Origin of the sequence: Haloarcula pelagica, from assembly GCF_030127105.1 — an archaeon.
Lineage (GTDB): Archaea > Halobacteriota > Halobacteria > Halobacteriales > Haloarculaceae > Haloarcula > Haloarcula pelagica.
In genome coordinates this window covers 108,822-135,131 of record NZ_CP126164.1, presented here as the reverse complement: position 1 = coordinate 135,131, position 26,310 = coordinate 108,822, and the positions used below count along the sequence as shown (strand labels likewise).

Below are 26,310 nucleotides of genomic sequence, written 5' to 3'. Positions count from 1 at the left end.
CAGGCATCGAAGCAACCATCGGTAGATGCGGTGACGACGCACCCCTCAGTCGCTCCTGCAAAAAGTTCCGTCGTCACTCGGGCCAAATTGCGATAGTGTCCAAATGGGATGAAGAGAGAATTGCTGTGGTGATTGATAGCGGGCTGGCCTCGGGTGTGAGTTGAATTACCGTAGACAAGCCACTGTTCGCTGTCATTGATCCAGTCTCTATCTTTGAGATAGTCTAGTACAGCTTCGAGATGTTCGTTCGAACGGTACGTGATGTAGCCGGCAATAGAAGCGTAGAAGCTCATGATAGTGTTTGGAAGCGCTGATGAGTGGGTTCACGATACGTGAAACTGAAAGCGGGAAGAACAATCCCAGTGTGAAAGACTCACCGGCTCTCCTCTCTCTTCACCGGGAGGGAAGAAACCGGGTGTTTTGAACGGTGTAATCAGGGAGCTGCGTAAACTGCAAGTCAAAATTGTATTTATATGATTCTGGATTTTTGTTTACGATTCTGAGTCAGTTGTCCTCACGCCATCGATTTGCACACTCACAGCAGGTCAGCATTCGCGTTGGCGGTTCGTCGATAGAACGCAGCTGGACGAGGCGATAGTGTGCTCGGTCGTGATTACACTCCGGACACGTCGCAATTGTCGATGGGAAGGTGATATCCGGCTCTGAGGTGGCCGTCGTCACGACATCTTCCTGAGGCTCTGCGACACCGACGAGTTCGCTAGTTGCAGTCGACGCTGGCGCGGATTCACTCGCTGACTGCAATGCGGTTCCGAATAACGCTTCATCACGAATGAGCGCCCAGAATCGGCGTTTCCCGCGAGGAATCGGTGTCGTGAGCATAGTCTGCCCGCCATCGGGAACGACCAACTGTTCGGAACCGGCCTCAGCCGTACCAGTGGCCTCCCGTCCGGCTGATGCAGGCTCAGAATACGGTGCTGACGTATTCGCGACCACTTCTTTGAGAGCAGCGTTGACCACCTGACTGGAGGCATCCTCGTCGACGTCGACGGTGACGACGTTATCCTGAGTCCGCCACCACTCGGGGAGTGGAATCGCGCCACCCTCTTCGTAGATTTCCGTCGCCTTCAGCCACTCGCCGGCGTCGACGCCGTTACCCTCCGACTCATCAAGCCGGTCGGGTGGCGTATGGACAGGACGAGAAACTTTCTCGACACCAGGCGCACCCATAGCCGGGATCGTCTTCGCTGAATGCACTTGGTGGGGTTGTTCGATTCCGCGCTTGATGTTGCACTCTTTGACCGCTTCCCAGTCGACGTCAGCGATGTCGCCGCGTGGCGCCGGCCCATCTCCCCGGTCGATGATAGTAATGAGCGTTTCAGAATCCGCCGCAAGCGTCGCTTGGTCGTTGTACTTTCCGACCTTTCCGGCGACAATTCGGACGAGGTCCCCTTCGTGTAGTATGACATCCTGCCCTGAGCGAGTCCAGATGGTGAACTTGATTGTCCCCGTGTCGTCTTTGATGATGCCGACTTGCTGTTGGGACGACGATTTTGGCTGCCAGAGTGTCGTGACCTCGCCCTGGACGTCTGCTTCGACGTTGTACTTCGATGGGATTACAGGGACCGTCGCGATGGGCTGAATGACGCCTGCCTCCTGGAAGCACTCATCCTGAAGGTTCGACATCGCTGTGTAGAGTGACTGTCCACCGAGAACCTTGCCCGCAAGGCGGTGTTCGAGCGCCTCGAGTGTTGGGCCAGTGAGCAACCGATCAGACAGTTTCGCGGCCGTCTCGCGAACGCTAGCTGCCGTCTCCTCGTCGAGTCGGGCAAACGGAACGTAGCGAGTGAGTCCGGCGTCGAGTACGCGGTCCAGGTAATCCTCCCGACGATTGCGCTGCTCATCGAGGAGTTCATCCCGTCGACGAGCCTCTCGGTCGATGCCGATCACAGCTGCAGCTAAGGCTTTCTCACGCTGGCGTTTACGCTCGGATCGAAGCCCATGCAGGCGCTCCTGCGCTTCCAGTGGGAGGCCAGTGAGATCCTCGTCGGCCAGATCTATCGGGTCGATATCTGTCGCAACGCTCGTTCGGAGGCTAGCGTTCACCCAGTGGGCGTCGAGTTCTACCTGACCGGTGCCTTCGATTGGCTCCCCGAATTCATCGTATTTGGGCTCGGAGCGAGCGGCGAGTAACAGTTCGCCGGCGTTCTCCAAACGAGTCCCCAAGCAGTCACTCTGCAGATGCGGGCTCGCGTAGAGGCCGCGCATATCTAATTCGTCGAAGCGGCTACCCTGCTCGATCTCTGCGTTCGTCAGTCGGTTCTGTCCACGCTGTCTGTAGTTGGCTCTCATTGGTTTGAACACCACGTGAAAGTCGAGAGGGGAGACATCACCATCGCCACCTCTCGAACTCCCTCAGCCCCCTTTGGGGGCAAATACTGGCCGTGGTGTTAGATTGGATCCCTGGCTAGTGTTGTGAAGAGCCTAATCAGAAGGCAGTCAACCCGATTACACCTTTACAGACTCAAGAGAGATACTCCCAGACAGTTGTTGGGTCTGTCTCGTTCACGGCGCCGCAGCCGCTGTGTCTCCACCTTCCGGATCAAACGGGAGGTTGATGATGAGTTCGTCAAACCAGACGACAGGTCGCTTACTCTGGCTTTCTTCTTCGAAGAAGATGATTCCCAGTTGCGCGAGTCGACTGAGTTCCTCGTGGACATTCTTTACGTCTCGATCCACAACCCGGGCAGTCGCGTTGATACTGGACGGCTCTTCCCGTCGAACAGCCTCAATGAGCTCAAGGACACGAGGAGTCAGCGTGCCCATAAGATCGTCGTAGCTGGTGAACGATAGTGTCGGCGTCGCGTCCCCCGAATCACCGTGTTTCAGTGACTCAATCTCATCAGTGACGTCGTCGTGAAAGTCGTCGGACGATGTGACTGTCACGACAAGAGACGACGCAGCTCGAAGCTGTTCGCGTTCCATCGGATGTAGTGGTGGCGTTGATTCGTTCATGGATATCACCGTAGTGATGGCCTCAATTGACCTCGATTTCGGATTTCGGGATTTCGCTCCAGAATCGTTCCCAGAGTTCGATCATCCCTGGGAACTCGATGATTTCTGGTTCTGGATCGGGTGGGACATGGAGTTCGTGACCTTTTGTGTCTTCGTGCGAGTTGTCGTACCGACGAATCGTACCGTCGTCAAGCGTACGGGGCAAGTCTGGCTCTGTTGCACCGTAATGGAGCTTGTAGGCCCACCCAGACGGGTACGCATCGCGGTCAGTCCGCATACAGAATACGCGGACGACAGTCCAGTCAGGATACTTCTGCCCCTTGCTTACGCCATCGAGGTCATCGTCGGTCAGCGAGCCCATCCTCAACCATTGGTTTGTAGGCCAATGAGATAACGCTATTGGTTACCACACCAATAGTGTGCTAGCCAGCTACAACAACAAAATCATACTTCCAATAATCAAACTTCAGAGTATGATACTTTAGAGTATCATTCTTGAATGGAGAATATCTCGACTGTAGAGTAGTGCATCTACACCTCAGCTAGCCTCTGAATCCGGGATACGCTGCCCAAAGGAAATCTCCTACACCGCTATGGTTATATCCACGTCAAGCGTATCTGAAAATGGACCTTGAACGGTCCGTCATAACTCTGGAAGGCGAACCTCGCCTTTCCTTTCGATGCTTCTGAGCAACTGCTGGTGTAGAGATTCGCGTGCAACCACCGTTCTCATTGGTCCGTCCGACAAGCCGAAGCCAGCCTTCACGGTAGATGTGTGGAATGTATGTGGTTATCCTTCGATAATCGCAAGACAGCGCCTAATTCAGCAGCTAATGTTATACTCAGTTCAAGCGTTGTAGAGACCGGAAAGCATGGGCTTGTTTTCCAGAGTTATGACTAGCGACAGCAACAGCGATCGCTCCAACGAGGACGATCACAGCAAGAGCGGTAGTACCGACACCCACCATGGCAACGTTCCCCAGTCCCCGTATGTCCGACGCTACATGGGCCTCGACGCGGTCGAGGCTCGCAGTGACGACATTCCTGCTGACTGGGACGTGGCTGGGCAGGAAAGCGCGACGTTCCCCGAGAGCGGCTGCTATGGATGGTTCGATGGGCAACCCATGGTTCCCTCCCGTAGCGACGAACGGAGGGCAGAGATCAACGTGATCGGCAGCGCACCCGATGCACTGTCCGAACCGGACTCTGTTCCGCCGAGCAGCGCGCTCATTCTGAAAGGCGCAGACAAACTCACCGACCCGACTGGCGATCAGTTAGTTGGTGTGTCCTCTGGCCTGGACGAATCTTACCCCAGTGGTTCCGCTGATACCAAGACTCCGACGGACCAGAAACTCGTCCCGTGGAATCAACTCGATTTCAAGACGCTTCGACTCCGTTCGCGTGACTACATCCCGAACACAGAACAGACGCCTGCGTCTGCTTTGGGGATAGAACCGACCGACCTCGAAGTATCACTCCCGGATGGTTCGACGATCCCACTCGGAGCAATCGTTCCAAACCCGGAGCAGTACTCGCGGTCCTCGATTCCAGGTATCGAACGCCGACTTGCACTCGATTACGAGCTCAAGAAGGTGACCAACGGAATCGACCAACACGGTCAGACGTCTGGCGTTGCTGCTGTACTCGATGCACACACTGATGCCTTAGCGATCTATCGCGAGGAGCAGAACAGCATCGTCCCACAGCGACGTAGCGAGCGATTCGAACAATCGATTCAGAAACAGTCAGACCCGCTTCGAGAACTCGAAGCAAGCTATCCTGAGAGTGTGCCTAAAGTTCTAGCTGAAGCCAAGCGCTTCTACACGGACTTCCCGCATGCCCACGAAATTCGAACGAAGACGCCTGTCCAGATGGCATCTGTCTTAGCACGCTGCGTGTTAGATGGACGGGATCTTTCATCTGCAGTACTGGCTCAGTCAGAACTGGAGAAACACGATCCTCGAAACGTACTGAAGATCGGCAACATCCAGTACACCAATACCTACTCTACGAGAGGGTATGTCTCCACTCAGGGACGAGTGAAGCGAGTGTATTATCCGGATAATCCGAAGATCAAGTTCGGGTTTATTCTGGAGGATGATTCCGGCTTCGCGTACGTTGCAGTCTGGAAACCCAGCGAACGAGTTATCACCCGTTCGACTTCGGATCCAGACGATGCCGACGGCGAGGTGATTGTGTCTGAGAGCATCTTTGTGGAACCGGCCGAAGGCGATTTGGTTCGTCTCACGGACTTCCGCAAAGGCGAGTTCAACGACCAGCCCTCGCTAAATTCTCGATGGGATAGCGACATCTGCATCCTTGAGAAGGCTTCTCGAACGTCGACGAGGCGACCGCCAACGCAACACCGCCCTACGCCGCCGACCCACAAGCGCAGCAACGCTGCCAGTGAAGACGAGTCTACGGGCGAATCTGCGAACGCAATGGTGAGATATGTTGGCGATACCTCGACTGAATGGCCCGATTCGGACTGGCTGAATTGGATCATGTCTGCCGAGATCGCTACCGTCATCCGTCAATCGACGATAGCGCAGCCCAACACCAGTGAGACTATCTCCAACGGACCGGATGAGCAGACTGATACCCACCTATCTTCGGATAGTGCATGGGATTCCTCAGCCTGCTGGGTGTGCCAACAGCAATCGGGCTCGATGTCCTACGACAGCGATGTCCGGGCGTTCTATCACCCAATCTGCCTCGACCGTGCTGGTGTCGACAGCTGCTCTGAGTACGAAGAACTCCGGTCCCAGGAGGTTCACCAGTGAACACTCCCGAGACCGCCGTGAGAACTTCAGTGCACGTCTCTCTCACTAACGAGGGTATAGCTGTCCAACCGAACTGTAACGACTACTAACACCCCCCGAGTTCAGCAACGAACTCAGAACTCTATTCTTTCCTTCGATACCTCCCGAACGAGAGTGTCCGCTTTATTAACCAACAATTCCGATCGCCACCCTCAAATGTTGGTTAATAGATCGCCAGCGATGCGCTTTTCGGCCTTGGATTAGTCGTCAATGCCGCGTCTCTGTGGTGGTGACTTCACTCCCGAGAGGTTTGGAGATACTGAACCGGCATTTCAACGTCCGGACGCCCTCGCTCAAAATCGAGTCTCAATTATGCGAGAATGTGCAAACATATATGAGATTTTTACCGCCAACACTGTCACAAGAGGTGCTAACCATGGTCGAATCCTCGCGAGATGGGGTCCAGTCGTGGACTGAGTCGATGAGCGCCCGCGACCGTATACGGGCAGTCGTCGATACGCTTCGCGAACCCCGCTCGGTCAACTGGATCAGCGAGCAGGCCGACGCCGCCTGGAGCACGACCAACGAGGAACTCCAGGATCTCGTCGACCAGGGCCAGCTGCGCCGCGTCGAGGCCGGCGAGACGACGTGCTACCAGCCGGACTACACGCGACTGCTCTTTGAGGAGATCCGTACGCTCATCGAGACAAACACGCGCGAGGAGTTGCGGAACGAATTGACCGCAGTCACCGAGGAGATTGAGGAGTGGCAGGCGACCTACGACATCGAGACGTGGGAGGAGCTTGAACAGTCGCTCGCCGACGGCGACCTCACAAGTGCCGAGCTCCGAGAGCGCCGTGACGTAATCACGCAGTGGGAGGAGAATCTGGACGACCGCCGCCTCATCAGGCACGCTTTGGAACTCTACTCGGATGTCAAAGCTGCTCGCGACCAGATGATCGACGTGGCTGACCGGACCATGCGTTAATATCGGCTCACGGCGGGTTTGATACGCTATTTAGCTGATCGACGTGGTCGTTCTCGTACGCTGCCCGCCACATCGCATGAACTGCACGAGTCACGAGTGACACCTCGGTCACCTCGATACAGGACGGTTCGGCGTCCGTCGTCGTAGCCTCGGGCGGCGGGTGGAAATGGATCCCGGGAGAATGTGTATTGGGGTGGCGATCGAAGCGCCAATTTACATCGTCGCTATCGACATAATGGAACGAATACATCCCCAGTTCGCTCCACTGGATATCGAGCCGAGCGCTCTCGGCGTCGCCGAGTCCGTCGCTGAGACTGATCTGCAGTTCCGTGGGTGCGACGATGTCATCGTACGACGTTGCTTCGACGAACGGCTCTAGTTCGAGCCAGAGGTTACGAATCCGCTGGAGTGCCGGCAGATAAATCGGCCCGAACTCGCCGGCACGGTCGTCATTGCTCATACAGCGAGCTGGTGACTAGCCTCGTCGTAGGCGAGTGCAGCTTGGGCAACGGCGAGATTCTGCCGCGTCGTGCGCCATGCGGTGAGGTCGTCCCAGCCCTCCGTCTCGTCAGCGTCGAGTTGCTGGGCGAGTTCCTCTGGAGACACCACTTCGTAACGGTCCTCGTAGCGCCGGATTTCGGCCTTCATATCCTGGATACTGTCAAGCAACTCCGACCGAGTAACCTCCTCACGCAGCTCGCGGATTCGGGACATCAATACCCGGTCGCTGTTGCGCTTGTACAGCGTTGTTTGGCCATCCTGTTCCGTCTCCCCGAACCCGGTGTTCACGAGCGTCTTGCAGTGGCGACGCGCCGTCGGCTCGCTCACGAGGGCACGGTCGGCGATCTCGGCGGCCGACTGTCCGTCGTGGGTTTGTTCGATGATTTCGTACACCCGCTCAAATGGCGTTGTGTCGTCTTTCCAGTCCGCTTTGACCTGCTCGTTGACGTCATTCCACGTCTCGGTCATACTGGGTGTTACGCGCCATAGGAACAAATAATTTCCTGAGAAAATTATCTAATGTCAGTACTTGTACAGGGGTATTGTCAGACTATGAATCACTCTAACGTCTCGTGATGTCTCAGAATCGGGATTAGGGTGACATACCCGGACCCGGTCAACGTCACTTTGCGTCAGCCATCGGTTCTCTTCGCGCCGGCCTTGTAGAGGCAGGCCGCTGCGAACCCGACCGGATGGCGCCCGTCGTCAAGTCGTGCACCTCGCCTTCTCCGCAAGGGTTCGAGCCCGATGACGGATTTCGTTACAACCGTTGTAACTCTGGAGTCATTATATCCACTCCCACTAAGGAGTGCATTGCGGAGAAAGCCTGAATCGAACCCTGCAATGCACCGCTTGCAGGTGAGACAGCCCTCCCTGGTCACCCCACCAATGTACCCCTCTCCAAGACAGAGCAGGGGTCGTTGTCCTCCAGTGTGTCAGCCCTCCCATTAGCGCTCGTTTGGATACCCTCCGAATCATGATCCATAGTCAGATTTTGAAGAATAGAACCGTTTCAACAGCCAGCGCAGTGTCCACTGTATCGAGCTGTGTGAAGACGAATACACGCAATAGAAGACTAGTATGAACAAGCATGCAACGCACGCAGAAGACTGGTATCAAGTACGACTCACGCTGCCATGGGTCGTGCCGGGGGCTCCAGGCGTCCAAGATGCGATCAATATCGCCGTTGCTGAGGTTGGCCGTCGAGCAGACGCCTCAGCGGTTCACTCTGCCGATATATCGGTCCAGGACGTGGCCTGCCCAAGCTGTAGCTGGGAGATGGAAGCAGTGCTTTGCACACACGGCTACGCTATGGTCGTACTGGACATTACTGTGGAGATAGAGGCCAGCTCAGTAGATGAAAGCACGACCCTGGTCAAACGCGAACTCGGCTCTCGGATGAAAGATATCCCACTAACAGTCCTCGACTCAATCGCAGTCGACGACATCGAGGACTCGTCGGTCTCGTTCGCGGAGCTCGGTCTTCCAGCAGAGAATCGTCCGGAGGCTACAGACCGTTCGAGTTCCAGAAACACCACCAAATCTGGGAGATAACAAGACATTGTCTTGGAAATGTATCAAAGAGATTGAAGACAGTGAATATCAGGCTCTGAGTATTTCTTACTGCGTCCCCTACTAATGTTCGTGTCCTCATTACCCTCCTAATCAGGTGAGGACACATGCACCCTCCTACTTGGGCTGAGATCCGCTATTACAATCCACAGCATAAGTGCAGCAGCACCACCTATTTCGCATGTCGGTCAGGTATCCTACCACAGTAATATAGTTGTTTAAGTATTCACTTCACATAGAGCAGGAATCAGCGCCTCCACGTATACAATTCGAGCAGAATGTTACATCAGCGGCCTCTCACTCAGTATACGTATACCGAGTATAAAAACAACTATACCAATAGAGCGAAGACATTGGACTACTGAAATGGCTGAGAAGGACCTACCCGACAGTGCACCGGGAAAATACGTCCCCTATCATCCAAATCCGTACTATTCACCAGAGCCGTTGCCGGTGGAGCCAAAGCTCGAAATTTCTGCGCAAGTGCATGATCTAGTTTCTGAAGCAGCGTATCAAATCGGTCGTGTCGACGGAATTAGCTCAACGGTCGATTTTGCTGCAGTTCTCTACACTTCTCTTATACGTATCGAAGCGGTCGAATCAGCGCGTATCGAAGGCGCTGACGTCGAGTACCAGGACGTCGAAGCGTATCACACCCAGAACCCCTCGGGGGACGAAGACGCGACAGTCGAGAAAGACCTGAAAGAGGCCCTCAACTACGAAGCCGCGCTGACGTATGGACTCGACCGGCTCGAAAGCGGGGAGGAAATAACGCTCTCGCTGATCAAAGAACTCCATTCGATGCTTCTCGAAGACGTCCGAAATGACGGCGACGTGGTCGGTGATTTCCGCGACCACATGGTCCACCTGACGAGCCCACGGCCGGGAAAGCATCCGTTCGTCCCACCGACGCCGGAAGGACTCACCCCGCTGATGCAGTCGCTTGAATCCTATATCCAGATGGGCGGCCAATATCACCCACTCGTCGATGCCGCCATCATCCACTATTACTTCGAGACAGTCCATCCATTTTCAGATGGGAATGGACGGCTTGGACGGCTGCTGATCATCCTTTACCTTGCGAAGAACGGCTACCTCGAGAGTCCGTACATCTACCCCAGCGCGTACTTCAACCGGAATAAAGTCGAATACGTTGATCGAATGCGTGCCGTGAGTGAAGAAGGCGCGTGGGAGGAGTGGCTGACGTTCTTCCTCGAAGGGCTCAGAAGCCAAGCCGAGACATCCTACGAACGGACACAGCAGCTGAGAGAACTACAAGAGCGCTACGAAAAGGAATACTCCGGCAACACGAATACGGACAAGTTTGCCCAACAGTTGCTTCAGTACCCGTATTTCACGGCTCCAGATCTGGTGGACTACCTTGATGTCTCACGCCGCACTGCCTACAAGGTCGTGGATGACCTCGAAGCAGACGGGCTCATTGAAGAGGTAACCGGGAAAGAGCGCGGGAAAGAGTACAGAGCGGTCGAAGTCTTCGATATTCTCAGCTGAGCAGCGGCACGGAACGGTTGTTGAATTCCTTTACAGGCGCAATTCCGTTTGAAGACCTGTTCAGCAGGTGGGGACCGTATCAATAGCCTCTCTAATTCAATCCAGATATCCCAATTGGGTTAGATTTTCGATGATTTCTTCGTCAGAAACTGTCTCATTGATGGCTTCGTCAAGGTCATCATGCTTCTGTCGCAATACGTTGAGAAGTTGCCGTGCGCTTCTGATTTTATAGATAGTTTCCGAATCGGTCACATCGTCTTGAACACTCTCAAGCAACTCCTCTATAGTATCAAGAGTGGCTCTCGGCATGGTAGGTCATGTTTGCTTAGATGATTGTCTGGTATAAAATCTATGAGTTCCTTCTATCTGAAATCAAGCCAGCAATCCTTAGGGAGGCTCTACTGAGCAAACTAGAGTTGAGGTAGTACCCGATACACTCATTGCACAAACCGATTCTGGTAAGCAGCCTCAATCCACTTAGATATCTTTCCTACGCAAGGACAACCAGAACTGGGGCTCCTACTGAGCTGGTGTCTCCGGAACGTCCATCTCGGCTACCAGTTCGTCTACAGCGTCCTCAACCGCCGCCTCGACGTCGGCCGTATTCCCCTCGTAGACAGCCAACACAGCGTCTGCTTCCTCAGTCTCACCGCTTTCCAGTGCCCCCAGTCGGTCCTGCGTAGCGTCCAGCGTCTCTGCTACCCACGAGTCCCGAACCGCTTCGTCCACCACCGAAATGTGTTCAGGCTGGAGCGAGACGTTGATTCCGTAATCCGTCTCGTAGCTGTGTATCTTCCCGATGACGGCCACGTAGCAGGGCGTCTCGGTCGAAGAGAGGACCTGCATCGCCTCCGGCTGGTACTCACCAGCGTAGACACTGACCGATTCAGAAGCCGCCATGACCGTCCCGCGCCAGTACTCTGAGTCCGTCCCGACATCCTTCGTCTCCATGAGCGTTCCAACGACGAAGACCCGGTTGGCTGCTTCACCGGAGGGGAGCAGTGAGAAGTTCGGCGCTCGGTCCTCCTCACCGTCTTCGGGACGGGTAAACGAGTGCGTCGCCTGATTCAGGTCCTGTGCGAAGACACGCTTGGCCGGTTGGCGCTGCGTTCGTGCCGGATCGAGGGCACGGTCTTCCAGACCAGGCTGTTCACTGGAGTAGACCGTCTGGGTCACATCGTCGACGAGGAAGTAGTCGCCGATGACCGGACCACTGACTTCGAAGGTTCGACCGATGAGCTGGTCTCGGAAGGCGTTGAGTACGACAGTGGGATCCACTGTTTCCATCGCCATCTCGATGGCTTCCTCCAGGCTCATGCCAGTGACCGCTTCGGTCATTTCGTCGTTGAACAGCGCCCGGACTGTCGACTGACCATCGTCGAGAATCGCCTTGATACGAAGGTCGAACTCACCATCGACCTCACCGTGTTCAGCGCAGCGGCCGTTCGTCACCAGTCGACTGCAGTTCTCCTCCGGGCAGCGCTTGATGAGCCCAGAGCCATCCTCGATGGCGACGAGCGTCCCGGTGGCACTCACAGAGCCGTCGGCCGGGATGACTTCCTGTTCGGCCTCTACGACGCTACTGGCTTTGTTGAGCGAGATACTGAATTTGCCCTCGTACTCGTTGGTGATGACCGACGAGAAGTCGTAGGTCACACCTTCTTCGAGAGTCGGGAGCTCGTCGGTGTTCTTCGCCCACTTGACGAACTTCATCTGGGCACTCTCGTCTGCCACGAGGCCGACCTGAGCCATGGAGTCATGCGTTACATCCCAGAGGTCGATGACCTGTGCTCGAACGTCTACCCACTCTTCGTCGCCGAGATCCGCTATCTCACTGAGGAGCGTTCGGTCGAAGTCTTCTGACCGACCGCCACTGGAACTGTAGCCCGCCAGAGCCGCGAGGTCCTCGGAGACGTCGTCGTCCGAAAGGTCGAACTCATCGATGAGCTTGCGAACGACCGCCACCTGTGCGTCGTCGACAGGCACCTTGAACGCGGTCATCGACTCCATCTGCTCTTCGACCGATGCCGGCGACATGTCGACACCGATTGTCTCGAATTCGCCGCTGATGGTTGCCGCACGGGACGCTACGTCGGAGTTAGTGTTGACACTCATGGTCGTCTCTTTGAGGGGAGTCGTGGGGTAGACCGGAACAAGCTGCGAGACCTCGATAATCGTGACACCACAACTATCTCTCGGACCTGTTCCGCTCCACATCCCCTCAGCCCCCTTTGGGGGCTAATACGCGGGAAATGCGAAGCGGGTTTCTGAGAAGGTGTCTCACTGCACTCGCGGCCGAGGTCGGGAAAAAATGCTCACTCGCCCCGGTTGGAAGCGAGCAACGATGGAACCAATCGGCGGACGAGTGTGATTCGCTACACCCCTGACTCCCTCAGTCTCCTTTGGGGACAAATACGCGGGAAGAGCGAAGTGGGTAGCTGAGAAAAGTTCTCATCGGTCGTATCAGAGGGTACGACGGTCACTCCCAGAACGACTGAATACGCTCATCCAACTCCGACAGAATCTCCGAAATCACTGCTCGCCAATCACTTTCGGACTCCATGTCCTGGCCAGGCGTCATTGCGTCGGGCGGTGGGTGAAAATGCTCCCGGTCGTTGTGGCTGTTCGGATGACAGTCCCATCTGCACTCCCACGAGTTTCCGTCCCGATACTGCTCGGAGTAGTGAATGTTGAAATTATCTGTTTCGAACCACCGGATGCGAAGATATGCACGCTCTATGTCAGCGGGGAAATATCCGAGATCGTACTCGGCGACGACTGCGTTCGGGGCATACTCAGGGCGGTACTCGACAGTTGCAAAACGAGCACTCCCACGAAGACGTCGTCCGATCCGTTCTAAGACATCGCTATCGATGCCACCAACACCGGCTGTGTCCCCCTCAGGCATCGATTGTCTCAGTATGCCCGCCAGAGGTATCCTCGCGGCGAGCAGCATCCAACAACGCTGCTCTCTCTTCGAGGGTCTTCCAGTTTGATACCGCCTCCCAGATGTCCTCTACTGACTCCTCATAGCTCTCCTCGACAAGAGAGACATCGTCTGGAGAGTCGGCTTCGAAGCGTTCTCGATACTCCGTGGCCGCATCGAGCGTCTCTTTGAGACGGGTCACAATCTCTGTCTCTGAGTACCGTTGGCGAATCTGTTCGATTCTGCGCCACTTCAGATAGGAGTTATTCCGCTCATATCGTACAGGCCGTCCGGACAGCTCACGAACCATCCCCATCTCAGCAAACCACTGGAGATAGTCACGAGCGGTCTCTGTATCACAGTCTGCTCGCGTCGCGATGGTAGACACCTTCGTTGGCTCCCGTAGCTGCATGATGACGTCCAGCATCCGCTCTCTGGTCGGTCCTTCCTTCAGTACCTCGTCGGGAGACTCCCACGCATCGAAGTCAGGGGCTTCTTCATCGTCTCCCGGTATTTCGGGAGGGGTATCAGTCAAATCCATATCCGAGCTCACTTACAAGGACTAACGCATTTCTCTGTGAAATAACTACTGTTAACTGGATTATTTCAGTTTAGGTCTCAAGGCTCTGTCCACACGCGACGAGACAAATCGCACGTTGCTGGATTCCTGACAATGACCTATTCGGGCTTTCAATCTGTCAGTACAGTCCTTCTACTGTCTGATGGCGAGAAAATAGGGGAACTGCTATATTATATTATAGCTTAAGACTCGTATGAGCAACAATCCCATCAAAGAATGCGTTGCTTGCGGCCGAATTTATAATTCGAAAGTCACAGAGCAGCACTGCCCGTATTGCCGGACATCAAATTAAGATATTGAGCTTTTGAGGGATTTCTTGAGAGACCCCTTCCTACGACTGACTCAACGACAATAAAGCGAGAACAGATTCTCGAGACATTAGTCACACGGCTGCTCAAGAAACGCTACCCGAACAGCCGAGACAACCGGTCACGGACACCTGTACTGGTCTTTCGGTCCGCCCCTCTGATTTGTTCGTTGGCCTCGGTGTATTGCTGAAGGACCGCGTCGATGCCGGTGAGCGTTTCCTTGGCCGTCGGCGTGTCTTCGCGTCGGATCATCGGCCGGATGATAGCCTTGAGATGCTTCGTTGGATGATCGGGAAGACGAGCATCCTCCTCTGACAGGAGGCCTTCCTTCCGAAGCAGTTCCCGGTAGCGATGGCGTTCGCTCATCAGCTCGTCGATGGCTTGGAGGTATACCCGGTTACTGAGCTTTACACGCTCGTTCTCCTCCTCGAGTGCGTGGTAGTCAGCATACTGCTGGCTTTCGCGACGAAGTTTCCGGGCCAATATCCGGTTGTCCTCACGAGCCATGTCCAGGGCCTGCTGTGTCGGCGTCCGGCCTTCGCGAGGCACACTCCAGTCGTTCGCGTGCTTTTCGTCATCGGTCAAATGTGGGTCTGTACGCTCCCAGTCTTTACCGGCTGCCGCAGCCGTGAGTTCCATAGCCTCCTGTGTACTCTCACGGAGCGTATCGTCGGTGTCGAGACCACGGGGAGAAGCAGGAGTGCGTCCGTGTTCGTCCTGTTCTGCGACGTACCCATTTTCGACGGAGTCGCCGGACGCTGAATCGGTGTGGCGGACAGGTGGGTCAGTGTGGGCTGTGGGCGAGGGAGGCTCTGGGGCCGGCTTCGCATCGCCACCAGAGGCGCTGGATGGCCCTGTGTCGGCTTTACTGCCGGCGGATGGGGAACCAGTCGCCACGTCATCTGAACCGTCTCCAGCGCCGCCAGCGTTGCTCACACCAGTTTGCGGGTCAGCCGCAGTAGCGTGGCCCGAAGATTTCGATGAATCGTCGAAAGGAGTCGATGCATCAGTTGCCTCGCGTGTCCCGTTCGAAGATGACCCGCCGAATTTCTCCCCATTGGCGGAGGGCAATTCGTAGTAGTCGTCCACACGGAGTAGAGCCCGGGCAATAGTGACATCTCCGTACGTTGACCCCGAGCTGTAGTGACGCCGGTCCCATTTCTCTCGATACAGACCGGAATCGCGAAAGAGGGCGTCCATCTGAGTAGGGTCTTTACCCGTCCAGAAAGCCAGGTAGTGAGCCATCGCCATGTCGGCTTCAGATTGAGAGGGGTACTCTGCTTGTGGTGAGCCCCACATCGAGCTGTCGCCGTCGTACAGTCGACGTCGACGACTGCCACCCTTCGCGTCGAACATCTTAGAGAGTAGCTCCTCATCCGATAGCGCAACGCCCGGCCCAGCAAGATCGTCGAACGTTTTCGGCATGATTTCCGGAAGATATCGAGCATCGACTCGCGCCAGTGCGTCTCTCACAGCCGAGGCTTCGATGGTGTCGAGGTCATCACCGTATCTGTCGCGAAGCGATTCTGATTGGTGCTGCCCGCGGGACGAGGGGGATGAATCAGCTTCGTTTCCACCGTTTTTTGATATATTCGACGCGGCTGCAGTATCTAGACTCGTCTGTCCGTCAGAGTCGATACCACCTCGGATGAAATCTCGGTGAACGGCTTCTATGTCATCTTGACAGGTCCGTATTTCCCGGGGTGTTCCATCGACGTGCTCACCGGTCACAGTGAAGTAGCGGTCGGAGTCATACATTTCGACCCTGCCTTTCCGATTCCCACCATCGGGAAGCTCACCACCGACGAGTATATGCACACCAGTTCCGGAGGGAGAGACTTCGGTGTAGGAGTCCAATCGGTCGATGATATCTTCAGCCCATTCTTCGAGTTCGCCGGTGTCGGCATCACGGCACTTGTCGAGATCGACGCCGGTGATGGAGACATCCTCGGTAAACACAAATCCGAGGCCGTCAGAGTTGACGCGACTGTCGCCGTGGGCTGCAACTGCTTGCTCGAAATCCCGACGCTGGTTCGGGTCGGTGACATCCAGATTCGGGCTGCCACTGGTCCGATATGGTTTCGTCGGGATTTTGGTAGGTTTCCCGTCTCGCTCCCCCTCTCGCCAGCAGATCCAGTTCTCGATGGGGCGGATTTCTTCGGGTATTTCCTCGTCTCTAACGTCGATTATCGGCATGGTTTGAGTTGGTATTGTTCCGGCGCATACGCCTCCGTCTCCGAGGCGTGACAAACCGGTTTCAGGGTGGATGGAACACTTCGAGACAAAACCGATAGACTGCACGCGATTTCACTACTGTATCGACTCCGTCCCCACCCAACACTATGATAAATCAATTCGGGAATGGCTAATGGAGACAGGAGAGCGCTCGATAGGCCCTCTAGGTATGCTCTCGTCGGCGGGCACCACCCTAACACCCCCTCATTTCCAATATTGGCATTAGAGTGGTTCAGACCCTGTATTTCTGCATCTGCCCACTTTTCAACCACCCTTACGCCTTGCGCGGATTTTGTCGCAAACCGATTTATAGACGCAATCGAGTTTGAAATCCGAGTATCGAGAGAGGCCCAATGAGGCTCTAAGCCATTTTGCACACTTTTTGTCTCCGTCAACAGCAGTCGGTTGTTTTCAGAGAAGGATTCCTGCGTTAGGAGCACTCTATCTGCCGTGCGCGGCACGCGCACTTTCCGCGCGAATGTATCCACGTGGTTACTCGAGTTCACGGATCAATTCCCGTCCGCCGGCGAACTCCCAGTCACTGTTTTCGCCCCAGATCTCAGCGTTCAGATCATCGTAGGTCAGCCCCTCTCGCTTGGCAGGGAGTTCACCAATTCGCCCTGCATTCGATAGGGCTCGAACAATCTCCCAGGCGACCGAGATATTCGGCACTATCCAGACTTTGCGCTCGGCCGCAATCGCGTTGTAATCGTCGAAGTGTTTGACGATGAGATAGGGTGGACTGTTCGAGATGGCCTCACCAATGAGAGCCAACCGTTCACCGTCATAGGCCGCGAGGTCAGGCTTGGCAGCCCCATCGTCGATCAGCGAATATTTGCTGATGAAGTACTGGTTGTTGCGGTCGTTCGCGAGCGACCGTGCTAAGGCTTCTACCAGTACCTTGTGGACGGTCTTCTCATTCACATCTCCCTGGTTCTCTCCAGTAGCGACGGATGCACCACAGGCCATCTGGCCGTCACCAGTGACAGTGTAGTAAATCCGGCTCAGGTCTTCGTGCACCTCAAGATAGCCGAGGTCCTCCAGCTTCTCTAAATCTATATCAGAGAACTGATTTTTGATAGCTGCCATCGAATCGAGAATGTCGAACGTAGGATGTCGACCGTTGACCGTGGTAACGACATCGGTGAGGAACCTCCGTTCGTCAACTGACAGGGTTGTATCTATTTCTGAATCGGCATTGGGACCACCATCGGGAGATTCACCTTTGCCCCCCGAATCGGCCTTCTGCTGATTCGGAACCGGCTCTGAGTCTGGTTTGGTTCCTGCGGAATCGGCAGGTGGGCGGGTGGCCCTAGTGGTGCTCGATTTGGTCGCGTCCAAGTCGTCGACGAGATCGTCCGTTGGTACCGGTCGGGGATGGGTTCCCCCATTGTCTCCGTCTTCTCGGGGTTTCGAGGCCAATCCCTTCTCGTCGCGTTGAGCGGTAGGTGAGCGCCCGCCGCCAAGTGAGGTGCCGAGATTGTTTGTCGCGCCGCTGTCGCCACCAGAATCTGATTTGCCGGTGGAGTGCGGAATACCATCTGGCGTTACAGACGGACCGGATGGTTCTGCCTGCGCGTTCGAGACTTGCTGGGCCGATGGTTTCGTGTTGCTGCCCGGCAACAGACAGTAGTCATCACGAGTTCGCCGTGACATTTCATCGGCTGCATCGCTGTACAGAATCCCATATGGAGAGACTGTCTCTGTAGTCACAGGGTCGCCCGAAGCGGTGTGGCCGGCTGGAATGTCTACAGGGAGGAGCGTCACTAGCTCAGGAATATCGGTCATGAAGCCTGTATCGGGTAGTTGTGCGACCCACTCACCACGCGGAAGCGACGTGATTCGGTCCACGAGCTCTTCAGACTCAATCCCTTCGTGAAAGAGAGTCATGACAAGTTCGTCGTCGACAGCCAGTTTGCCGATTAGTTTAGTGTTGATGTTCCGAAGAATCTCTTTGTAGCTCGCGACGTCCAGCGCGTCGGCTTTCACCTGTTCAGCGAAGTGGACGATGACCTCCATCGCGAGCCCGAACTCTCGTCCGTCTGGAATCATATCGTCCCGGACCAGTTCGGACTGGAGGAGGGGTGCTGCCTCGTCGATGATCAGGTTGATTACGTAGTCGTCACGCACACTGGGCGTTTCACCGATTCGGTGTCGTAGCCGTGCCCCGCTCCAGATATAATCCAGCAGCATGAACGTGAAGAGGTTGCTCGAAGCTGGCCGTAGGTCTCCAGTGTCGATGAGGACCACGCTCCGTGAGTCCAGCAGGTCTTGGATGTCGAACATTGGCGATTGGTCAGCGTAAGCCCCAGCCTCGTCGTCCCACTCGGGCACAAAATTCAGGATTCGCCAGATGAAACTCCTCTCAGCGAGCTTTGTAATCCGATTCATCACCGCGTCGATAGACGTCTGGAAGCGCTGTTCGTCGGCATGAAGATGACGAGACAGAGTGAGACGGAGTGTATCGTCGCTCACCTCCGGTATCTCTCCTTCCTGCATTTCGAACGCAGCCTTCAGAAGGTCCTCTATCGGCCAGGCATCGCGCCCGTATTCTGGGTCGAAGAGGGCTTTGATTAGGTTGTTGAGAATCTCTTGTGCCACGAACGCTTGCTGCGTCAACTCGCTCCCGAGAACGTACACCAGGAGCTCGTTGTAGCGGTCGATTTTCTCTTGGACTGCGACGGTTCGGCTCACACCCGCGGCCAGCTGGGGTCGAATATCGAAGTAGGGGAACGCGAGTACTTCTTCTTCAGGACCGGGGACCGGGAGGTGGATTACGTTGTCCAACGAGCCGAATTTGTGGAAATGGGCGCGTTTGTACTCCTCGCTCATCGAGCCACCCTTCTTGTCGAAGATGAACGTCGGCCCATCGAATGCCTCGTAGGCGCTGAGAGCATCGTTGATCATCGCGGTCGTCTTCCCGCCACCCGTCGTCGCTGCTCGGAGAATGTGATGGGTGAGTTGCTCTGCGGACAATCGAATCGGGATGTCTGGTCGGTTTTCGACGGCCGTCTCTGCGCTTCCGATATGCATCCCCGTGTCGTATTTCGACAGCATATCCTCGTCAGTCGCTGTAAGCGGCGCTCGTGCATCCGGCGAACCGCCAGATGATCCGCGACTCGCCCGAGGCAAGGCATCCGTACTTGGAGCGACCACAAAGTTCGCTAGTTCGTCAGGAGAAACAACGATTATAGGAGACCGATTGGTCAAGAGCCCGCTCAGCGCACTTTCTCTGTTCTGCCGTGCGTGGCATAGTTGCGAGAATGGCTTGTCGCTCTGGTCGAGTATCTTGCCCTCAATTCCATAATATGGGCCTGATAGGCTAGTGAAGGCGTTCGAGATACTCTGTACGGTATCTGGGTCAGAGGCTGCCCGAAGCGTCAGGTCGAATGTCGTGGTCGGTTGCTTGTGGTCGATCTGGGCCATCCGAGAGCCCGTTGTTTTCTTAGAATCGCCATCATTGAGCGTCCCACCGACTTGCTCGGGGATTTCTCCTCGATGGAGATTCTGCCGTTCCTGGTCACTGCTTCCGAAGAGCTGGCGAGACATCTCGTTGGTCGCTGCAGAGAGTGCCCCGTAGTTGCCCATCTTGAGGTCGCGCTTGTGCTCCTCAGCCTCGTCTGTCCAGTCCTTTCGTGGAGAGAAGACGGCCTGAAACACGAACGGGTCGTCGGTGTGAACTGCCTGCTCCAGCAAGACGCTCAGCGGGGAGCGGTACTGGTCATTGACGTCCATGTCGATATCGCTGAACGGTTGAATGAGCGTCATCCAGTCAAGTCCCTTCCGTGGAACACCCTCCCATTGTACGATGGCGGGGCGTTTCTCTGGTGGCACCTCTCGCGGACGCAACGGGACGCCGTCCAGGTGCAGTGATTGCTCTGCCTCGTCAGGTGTTGGCTCGTTGCCCCCACCGATTTCGTGATGCTCGAAAACCGAAGGGTCAGCGAATCCATCGAGTCGTTCGAGATCTTCGATGTCGTCTAGCGCAGCTATTCGTCGACCGCCGACCTGTGCGTTACCGTCGTTCGAAGCGAACGCCGCGACTTGGTTGAACGGGACAATCTCGAACTCGAAGCTTTCGGGGTACATCGCCCGCACGTTTGCAGCGAGATTCTTGAACGAGGTCGCATCGTACGGTGTCGCTGAAAGATAGAAGTCGAAACGTTTCGTCGCACGCGGCTTGTGGATGATGAACTCGAACGTCTTATCGTAGTTCTTCAGCCCGAGAGTGGAGAGGAGATTGAAACGCGAGGTGTTGGTGACACCAGCCCGATACAGTCCGAAGAGCCCACTCACCACGTTCCCAGGCGTCACCTGCTCACGGGCTGGGGAGATATGGATATACGGGCGTGCTTCGATTGGGTCTCCGAGGGCTTTTCCAGGGCCGATGTCATCCTTTGCTGGATCATACGGCTCAACTGTCTCCTCACGCTCTTTCTGCCTCTCCGATAGCTCGGCAGAATTGTACACGTCTCCCTCTTCAGTTGTAGCCGGTAGATTGTGGTCTTCGTCTCTCTGCGCGTTCGTGAAACGCCGGGAAGACTCGGAGTCAGCGTCTAAGCTGTCCTGATCATCCTGTACAGGAGAGTCAAGCTTCTTCGCGCGTCGAACATCAATGCCCTTGCTGCTGAATATGCCGTTGTATCCATGATTCGGAGCGGTGCCGGTACTCTCATCGTCGTTTGGCGAAGGCGTCACAGCACCCACCCAATCCTGTTGTGTGTGAACCAGCTTTCACTGGGATGTGTCGCGCTCGAATTCTTGCACCAGATGTTGTTCTGTCGGGAGATTTCGGTTTCAATCATTACTCTAGTATGCCAGTCACAGTGTGAGTCCTGAGACTGCTCAATAATGCCCACAGAAGTGCAAGGCCTCGATATCCGGACCTCGTGAGTGGGCTTCGTTGTAATTATACTCGGTACTGCGCTCTGGATGAGGCTGAGTCCCAGTTCTCGGCTGGGTGCGATTACGCCCCTCCAGCGATGTATTCGAGGAGGCCGATCACGGTGTTCATACCAAAGTAGAACAGCGTGAGTGCAGCTCCACCGATACCAATTTTCATGCCGTTCTCAGCTCTGTCACTGTTCTTGCGAGCGGTGAAGTAGAGGACACCACCGGCAGCGAGCGCGATGAGACCCACATAGCGCAGGCCAGTCATCACGACATCGTACATGTTGTTCAGAATTCCTTCGAAGTTATCTGTACTCGCGTCACCGGTGACGTCATCCGGGTCGCCACCAACCTCTTGTGCGGCCACCGGAGCCACCATCATGGGGACGAGTACTAGCAGTGCGATAAGCGCCGTTGAGATGCTCTTGACCGGTCGGAATGTTCGGAGGGTGTTCATTTTCCCGTCCTTCTTTAGGAGAGTCGATATGATAAACGAAAGTAAGTTGCAACCGTTGTAATATTACAAAACGCCACTCTTACCCCACTGATAGTGTTGATTTTGTGTGGAAATGTTTAATACCTCGTTGTTCCAACGTGGATGCCATACACTCGCACCCTCCTACGGTCGATGTGTTACCCGGAGCGATAGATGTCAGCAAATACTCGAAAAGCAGACTCCAACGCTGAACAGAAGAAGACCCCACGCTATCAGAATATTCCGCTGAAGCCGGATACGTACGCGCGGATGACGGCCTTCAAACACCGGAATCCGCTCGTCAATCGGTCATACGACGAAGCACTCAACGAAATTCTCGACTCAATGAAGTTCCCGCAGAGCGAAGAACTACAAAGTCCACACCTGCCGATCGGACTCTCAGATATAGAGGACGACAGCGAATAGCGACAATCGCTGTGGAACATCAGGCGTTTTCGATCCCCCGCCCGAGGCAATTCTCGAAGATAATGATGATTGCAGAGAGTGATGTTAGCGGGACCACTCTATTTCCCTCCAGATTGTTTCTGTCAAATCAGCTGCTTAATGTGCCTGGGTAAACAGGGTAGCTAGTAACTGAAAGCCATGTAAACGTAAACTGTGCTTATACGGCTGAAACCCTTATTTATGTAGATTAGTGAACTATTTTACCCCTTGTTGTCTCAACTCACTTGGATGAGCGAGAGGATTGCCGATAGAACAATGGACGAAGACGACCCCATCAGTGGGGCCGATACGGACTGGTCGCAGGTAGCACAGCGTCACTACGAACCCGAGGAAAGCGGAGAACTCACGACTGTGATCATATACACAATCGCAGAGGTCGAGGGCATCTCCCCGACCGAAGTGATGTCGCCACCCCTGTACGAGTGTGTTGACACTGCAGCGGTTGAAAATATGTTCTTCGGGACTGACGTGACAGGAGGTTCACGTCAGGGTGTCGGAATGGTCGAGTTTCAGTATGCCGATTACCTTGTGAAAGTCCGAAGCGACGGATGGGTTCAGGTGTATGAGCCGACCGAAACAGAACTCTCGTAGAAGTTGGTCACTCCGGAATCACAACGAGTTCACATGGCAGAAATATGACCCGACGACACGCTAGAGGACGCCCATTTTTTGACGCCCATTCTTGTTCACCTCGCCTGCGGATGTTCGAGCGTTCATTGGGCGTGCTGTACTGACCGATTCAGTATCTGGAGCCGTGCTGTTAACCAACAAACGGCCACTTGAACCTGAATATGTTGGTTAACCGCGTCGCGCGGCTGGGACGGTCGGCGTAGCAACGAGCTCGTCGACTGTTAACGAGGTTCGGCTATGAACGGTGCGTCTGTAGCTGGCGCCCGTAGGTTTGTGTACGGGTCCGGCCATAGCCTCAAGCAGAAGGTTGAGTTCGGGCAGCGGTACGACGGTGGCTTCGAGCGTATTGAGGCCGTCTGGAACGGCTGTCAGCGGCGGATGATCGGCCGGGAGGTCGTGACAACGATGCGGCGGATCTGGTTCCGGCACTAAGGTGACGGCCGAATAGTCGCTCAGTCGGTGTGCGCATTTATCGGTGCAGGCTGAGTAAGAGTTCCTGTATGCCTGAAGAAGTCCTGTTCAAATCAGAGAGCGACCAGAGTCGAGAAGAGATTGCATCGTACCTCCGGAAAGTCGCGGACAATCTCGACAGCGGCAAGGCAATCAACCTGAAGGCAGGCTCCGATTCTGTGACCCTCAATCCACCTGCCCAACCGACCTTCGAAGTCAAAGCTGAACGGGAAGGCCCGGCTGGCAACATGACTGAACGAAGTATCGAGTTCGAACTCGAATGGGACGAAAACGACGCGGGAGACGATAGCGGAAGTGGTCAGTTAGAAATCGAGTAGCCATTCCGACCGCACACTGAACAGTTGACTCAGAGGAATTAATGGGACCAATGAAGCCGTTGTGCTGAACTCACTCTCTGCATCGGGCGGAAGCAGCTGACTACTTTTAGAGCAAGATATAGGCGAATACACTGAAGAGATTCCCGCCAACCGAGGTAGCAATCATCACCAGCCCGAGAGTCACCCCAGTATTGCTCCTGAGTGAACCTTCGCGCCCGATATGCCCGAATGCCCACGCAGTGATGCCGACGATGAAGATCGCCAGGCCAAGATGATACAACAACCCATTGAGCGCTTCTGAAAGGAGTATCAAATCATTCTCCCCTGACCCAGAGAGGGATGCCCCATACGGCCAACCCTCGGGCAGGAACTCAGTTCCCATGATGAAGCGTATTGTCGCATAGAGTGCGTCAACGCCGATGATAACCAAGTGCCCCAGAGCACCAGCAACAGCCATCCCACGGAAGCGAACTTGTCGCCTGGGATCTCGGGAGGTACTCACCCATCCGACGAGACCGACGATGAGCGCGATAAGTGTCCCGTAGTACCCAAGCACGTTCGCAATCGTCGCAAGCGCTTCGGCAGGTGCTACGAGGCCGTCGACGCTAGACATGGAGCTGCCTCACGATACCGGCCAAATCACAACGACCAGATTCGCCCGTCATTGGGGTGCCTCTCTCATGCTGATGTATTTTCGCCACCAGAAGGCCAGGAGTCCGAGCGCAATCCATTCGACGAACATGAGTACGCTACCGATAGCTGCCTCAAGATACCGTTCAACGGTCTCCGTTGCTCCCCACCCGTCGTAGGAATAGGGTGCCATGTAGGTCGTGAAATCCCCCTCGAAGTATCGGCCATCACTACCGGCCAGATCATCGCCAGAATACGAAGCACGCAGATATGGCCCGTCGAGAGTCGTCCACGCTTCGCCGTCTCCATTCGTCGTCACGGTCTCGTCGACGGCGCCGCTCAGTGAAATCTCGCGGTTCGGTATTGGATTTCCATCGGGATCGGTTAACCGTAGAAGAACACGCCCGTCGCTCGTGTCGTCTCCCGGGACGGTGTCGGCGACGACTAATTCAGAGAGTTCAGACGTCACGATATGGGCGTCGATATTCGCATCCGGAACCTGCGTATCGAATACCGTCGAGGCCCGGACGTTCAGTGCTTCGTCGACCCTCGCATCTCGTGGCCTGAATTCCCCTTCGAGCCTCTCGAACAGATACGTCGGTGAACCGTTGGCTTCGTCGACGACACCCGCGGGTAGCTCTGTTCCCGGAATTTCCTGGTCGATAACGGTAGACTCCTCAATCCATAAGCCACCGTATTCGCCATCTGGCCCGTAGGCCGCAGACACGGACACGTTACCGACGCTAGTCACTGTATGCACGAGCGCAGGCCAGGCGTCACCCTGAGTGTGGGTGACTGGATATGTCTCGCTATCACTACCGCTCCGTTCTTCGACGTGTGTGGTCTGTGAGACGCCGTAGAATCGCCACGGTGAATCAACACTGAAAGTGGCGTCGCCAATTTCGAGTTCGATCGAACTCCACGGAGCGCCAGTGAGGTCCTGGTCACCATCCCATTGCACGATTGTCCGGTCCGATTCCACGCCGTCGAGGACGGTGACATCTATCTCAAGACCCGACGCGTCTGTGTCGACGATAGTCACCGGGACGGAGTGACTTCGAGTCAGCGTCCGGGTATAGCTCTGAGAGCGTTCATATTCACTGCATCGGCTACTCCGTACACCCCACCGAGCTTCGACCTCGGACTCAACTTCTAGAGTCGCAGTGAGCTCGTATTCACCGGGGGAGAACTCAGCGGAACGGTCTCTTCGGCCGTGGTGAATCGCCAGACGTAGCTTGATTTCACGGGGTCAGCGATTGCTTGATGTTGTGAACCGCACACATCAGAATGATCTCACGAAATTCAGCATACCAGGTTCGCGCACGCACGGCGTCGCCGAGCGTGCGCTTGATCGTGGAGAATACGGTCTCACACATCGCTCTCTGGCGGTATCGAGGCCCATCGATCCGCGCGTTGTGCGCGTGATCGATGGGCCGGAACTCTCGATGTTTGATCAGCGGTCTCACGCCCTCTTCGCGGAGTTTTTCGCGTAAATCCATCCAGTCATAGCCTTTGTCGGCAGCGAGGCTGGCGAGGTCGCCCGCGTTGCGACGGGCGACCTGCCAGCCGAGCTGTGTGTCGTGGCGTTTTTTCGTCGTACAGTGAACGTCCAGAATGGCTTGACTTTCTGTGTCGACGAGAGCAGTCGCTTTGAGCGTTTGAACCCGGTAATTCGTCCGACGGCAGTAGTGTTTGCTAGCGTTTTGCCGGTCGAAAAACGTCGCGTCAATGGCGGCGTGACCGCTCGGCTTGTGCAGCTGCGCCGACAGGCGCAGCAGCACTCGCCAGAGTGCGGTCTTGATTCTGTCAAACCACTTGACTAGGGTGGAGTGGTCGGGGAGATCGGCGGCGTCGAGGCCGATCTCCCCGAGTATTTGTGGCATCTCGCTCAGCAAATCGAGTGCTTCCCGGTAGGATTTTTCCAAGTAAACCCGCAGACAGTGCAGCGACACCACCGCATACTCGGCGAAGCCGCCACCCCCCTCGGGGGCGGCGACTTCGCCTCGCTCACCAACAGCATTTTTAGCTAACTGGACCGCTTTCTTCGTGAAGCGGGAAATCTTCGACATGGATCA

General features: G+C 55.5%; 22 protein-coding genes and 1 pseudogene. 8 read left to right on the top strand and 15 right to left on the bottom strand.

What is annotated here, in order from left to right; translation table 11 throughout:
• Positions 1-504: 504 nt before the first annotated feature.
• From P1L40_RS23055 to P1L40_RS23045, 3 genes are all read right to left on the bottom strand, one after another.
• Positions 505-2,310 (bottom strand): hypothetical protein, encoded by a 1,806-nt coding sequence (locus P1L40_RS23055; RefSeq protein ID WP_284011798.1) that lies wholly within the window; start codon positions 2,308-2,310, stop codon positions 505-507.
• Between the two features lie 213 nt (positions 2,311-2,523).
• Positions 2,524-2,973, bottom strand: coding sequence for an HVO_A0114 family putative DNA-binding protein (locus P1L40_RS23050; protein ID WP_284011797.1), 450 nt, complete (start codon positions 2,971-2,973; stop codon positions 2,524-2,526).
• A gap of 22 nt (positions 2,974-2,995) precedes the next feature.
• On the bottom strand, positions 2,996-3,334 hold the full coding sequence (locus P1L40_RS23045) for a toxin-antitoxin system TumE family protein (RefSeq protein ID WP_284011796.1): 339 nt from the start codon (positions 3,332-3,334) through the stop codon (positions 2,996-2,998).
• Between the two features lie 643 nt (positions 3,335-3,977).
• Between P1L40_RS23045 and P1L40_RS23040 the strand changes: the two genes are divergently transcribed.
• Both P1L40_RS23040 and P1L40_RS23035 read left to right on the top strand, forming a co-directional pair.
• Entirely contained in the window at positions 3,978-5,756 is a 1,779-nt protein-coding gene (locus tag P1L40_RS23040; RefSeq protein WP_284011795.1) for a hypothetical protein, read from the top strand.
• 415 nt (positions 5,757-6,171) lie between these two features.
• Positions 6,172-6,723: a DUF7342 family protein gene (locus P1L40_RS23035; RefSeq protein WP_284011794.1), complete on the top strand. Its 552-nt coding sequence runs from the start codon at positions 6,172-6,174 to the stop codon at positions 6,721-6,723.
• 7 nt (positions 6,724-6,730) lie between these two features.
• Here P1L40_RS23035 and P1L40_RS23030 read toward each other — a convergent pair whose 3' ends face one another.
• The 3 genes and pseudogenes from P1L40_RS23030 to P1L40_RS23665 form a co-directional block, all read right to left on the bottom strand.
• On the bottom strand, positions 6,731-7,183 hold the full coding sequence (locus P1L40_RS23030) for a toxin-antitoxin system TumE family protein (RefSeq protein ID WP_284011793.1): 453 nt from the start codon (positions 7,181-7,183) through the stop codon (positions 6,731-6,733).
• Positions 7,180-7,692, bottom strand: coding sequence for a winged helix-turn-helix domain-containing protein (locus tag P1L40_RS23025; RefSeq protein ID WP_284011792.1), 513 nt, complete (start codon positions 7,690-7,692; stop codon positions 7,180-7,182). Before P1L40_RS23025 ends, P1L40_RS23030 begins: the two co-directional genes overlap by 4 nt.
• 89 nt (positions 7,693-7,781) lie before the next feature.
• Positions 7,782-7,986 (bottom strand): annotated as a pseudogene (locus P1L40_RS23665) (transcription initiation factor IIB family protein); the annotation flags it as partial.
• A gap of 318 nt (positions 7,987-8,304) precedes the next feature.
• On the opposite strand from P1L40_RS23665, the gene P1L40_RS23020 reads away from it, so the two are divergent.
• Positions 8,305-8,778, top strand: a complete 474-nt coding sequence (locus P1L40_RS23020; protein ID WP_284011791.1) for a DUF555 domain-containing protein — start codon at positions 8,305-8,307, stop codon at positions 8,776-8,778.
• Positions 8,779-9,162: 384 nt separating this feature from the next.
• Positions 9,163-10,308, top strand: coding sequence for a Fic family protein (locus P1L40_RS23015; protein WP_284011790.1), 1,146 nt, complete (start codon positions 9,163-9,165; stop codon positions 10,306-10,308).
• 519 nt (positions 10,309-10,827) lie between these two features.
• On the opposite strand, the gene P1L40_RS23010 is transcribed toward P1L40_RS23015, so the two are convergent.
• From P1L40_RS23010 to P1L40_RS22985, 6 genes are all read right to left on the bottom strand, one after another.
• On the bottom strand, positions 10,828-12,525 hold the full coding sequence (locus P1L40_RS23010; protein WP_284011789.1) for a hypothetical protein: 1,698 nt from the start codon (positions 12,523-12,525) through the stop codon (positions 10,828-10,830).
• 262 nt (positions 12,526-12,787) lie between these two features.
• On the bottom strand, positions 12,788-13,216 hold the full coding sequence (locus tag P1L40_RS23005; RefSeq protein WP_284011788.1) for a toxin-antitoxin system TumE family protein: 429 nt from the start codon (positions 13,214-13,216) through the stop codon (positions 12,788-12,790).
• On the bottom strand, positions 13,209-13,775 hold the full coding sequence (locus P1L40_RS23000) for a DUF7342 family protein (protein WP_284011890.1): 567 nt from the start codon (positions 13,773-13,775) through the stop codon (positions 13,209-13,211). The genes P1L40_RS23005 and P1L40_RS23000 overlap by 8 nt, the downstream gene beginning before the upstream one ends.
• A 443-nt stretch (positions 13,776-14,218) precedes the next feature.
• On the bottom strand, positions 14,219-16,318 hold the full coding sequence (locus P1L40_RS22995; protein ID WP_284011787.1) for a phage NrS-1 polymerase family protein: 2,100 nt from the start codon (positions 16,316-16,318) through the stop codon (positions 14,219-14,221).
• A gap of 531 nt (positions 16,319-16,849) precedes the next feature.
• Positions 16,850-21,055: an ATP-binding protein gene (locus tag P1L40_RS22990; protein WP_284011786.1), complete on the bottom strand. Its 4,206-nt coding sequence runs from the start codon at positions 21,053-21,055 to the stop codon at positions 16,850-16,852.
• Between the two features lie 268 nt (positions 21,056-21,323).
• Positions 21,324-21,704 (bottom strand): hypothetical protein, encoded by a 381-nt coding sequence (locus P1L40_RS22985; protein WP_284011785.1) that lies wholly within the window; start codon positions 21,702-21,704, stop codon positions 21,324-21,326.
• Between the two features lie 192 nt (positions 21,705-21,896).
• Here P1L40_RS22985 and P1L40_RS22980 point away from each other — a divergent pair, with 192 nt between their 5' ends.
• From P1L40_RS22980 to P1L40_RS22965, 4 genes are all read left to right on the top strand, one after another.
• Entirely contained in the window at positions 21,897-22,148 is a 252-nt protein-coding gene (locus P1L40_RS22980; RefSeq protein WP_284011784.1) for a hypothetical protein, read from the top strand.
• A 267-nt stretch (positions 22,149-22,415) separates the two neighbouring features.
• A complete protein-coding gene (locus tag P1L40_RS22975; RefSeq protein ID WP_284011783.1) occupies positions 22,416-22,778 on the top strand; it encodes a HalOD1 output domain-containing protein in 363 nt (120 codons plus the stop codon).
• Between the two features lie 276 nt (positions 22,779-23,054).
• Complete coding sequence (locus tag P1L40_RS22970; protein WP_284011782.1) at positions 23,055-23,249, top strand: hypothetical protein; 195 nt, start codon at positions 23,055-23,057, stop codon at positions 23,247-23,249.
• Positions 23,250-23,317: 68 nt separating this feature from the next.
• Positions 23,318-23,605 carry an amphi-Trp domain-containing protein gene (locus tag P1L40_RS22965; RefSeq protein WP_284011781.1) on the top strand — a complete coding sequence of 96 codons (288 nt, stop codon included), beginning with the start codon at positions 23,318-23,320 and terminating at the stop codon, positions 23,603-23,605.
• 106 nt (positions 23,606-23,711) lie between these two features.
• On the opposite strand, the gene P1L40_RS22960 is transcribed toward P1L40_RS22965, so the two are convergent.
• The 3 genes from P1L40_RS22960 to P1L40_RS22950 all read right to left on the bottom strand — a co-directional run bounded on the left by P1L40_RS22960 (position 23,712) and on the right by P1L40_RS22950 (position 26,304).
• Positions 23,712-24,218 carry a hypothetical protein gene (locus tag P1L40_RS22960; protein ID WP_284011780.1) on the bottom strand — a complete coding sequence of 169 codons (507 nt, stop codon included), beginning with the start codon at positions 24,216-24,218 and terminating at the stop codon, positions 23,712-23,714.
• A gap of 48 nt (positions 24,219-24,266) precedes the next feature.
• A complete protein-coding gene (locus P1L40_RS22955) occupies positions 24,267-25,277 on the bottom strand; it encodes a hypothetical protein (protein ID WP_284011779.1) in 1,011 nt (336 codons plus the stop codon).
• A 199-nt stretch (positions 25,278-25,476) separates the two neighbouring features.
• Complete coding sequence (locus P1L40_RS22950; protein ID WP_284011778.1) at positions 25,477-26,304, bottom strand: IS5 family transposase; 828 nt, start codon at positions 26,302-26,304, stop codon at positions 25,477-25,479.
• Positions 26,305-26,310 lie beyond the last annotated feature (6 nt).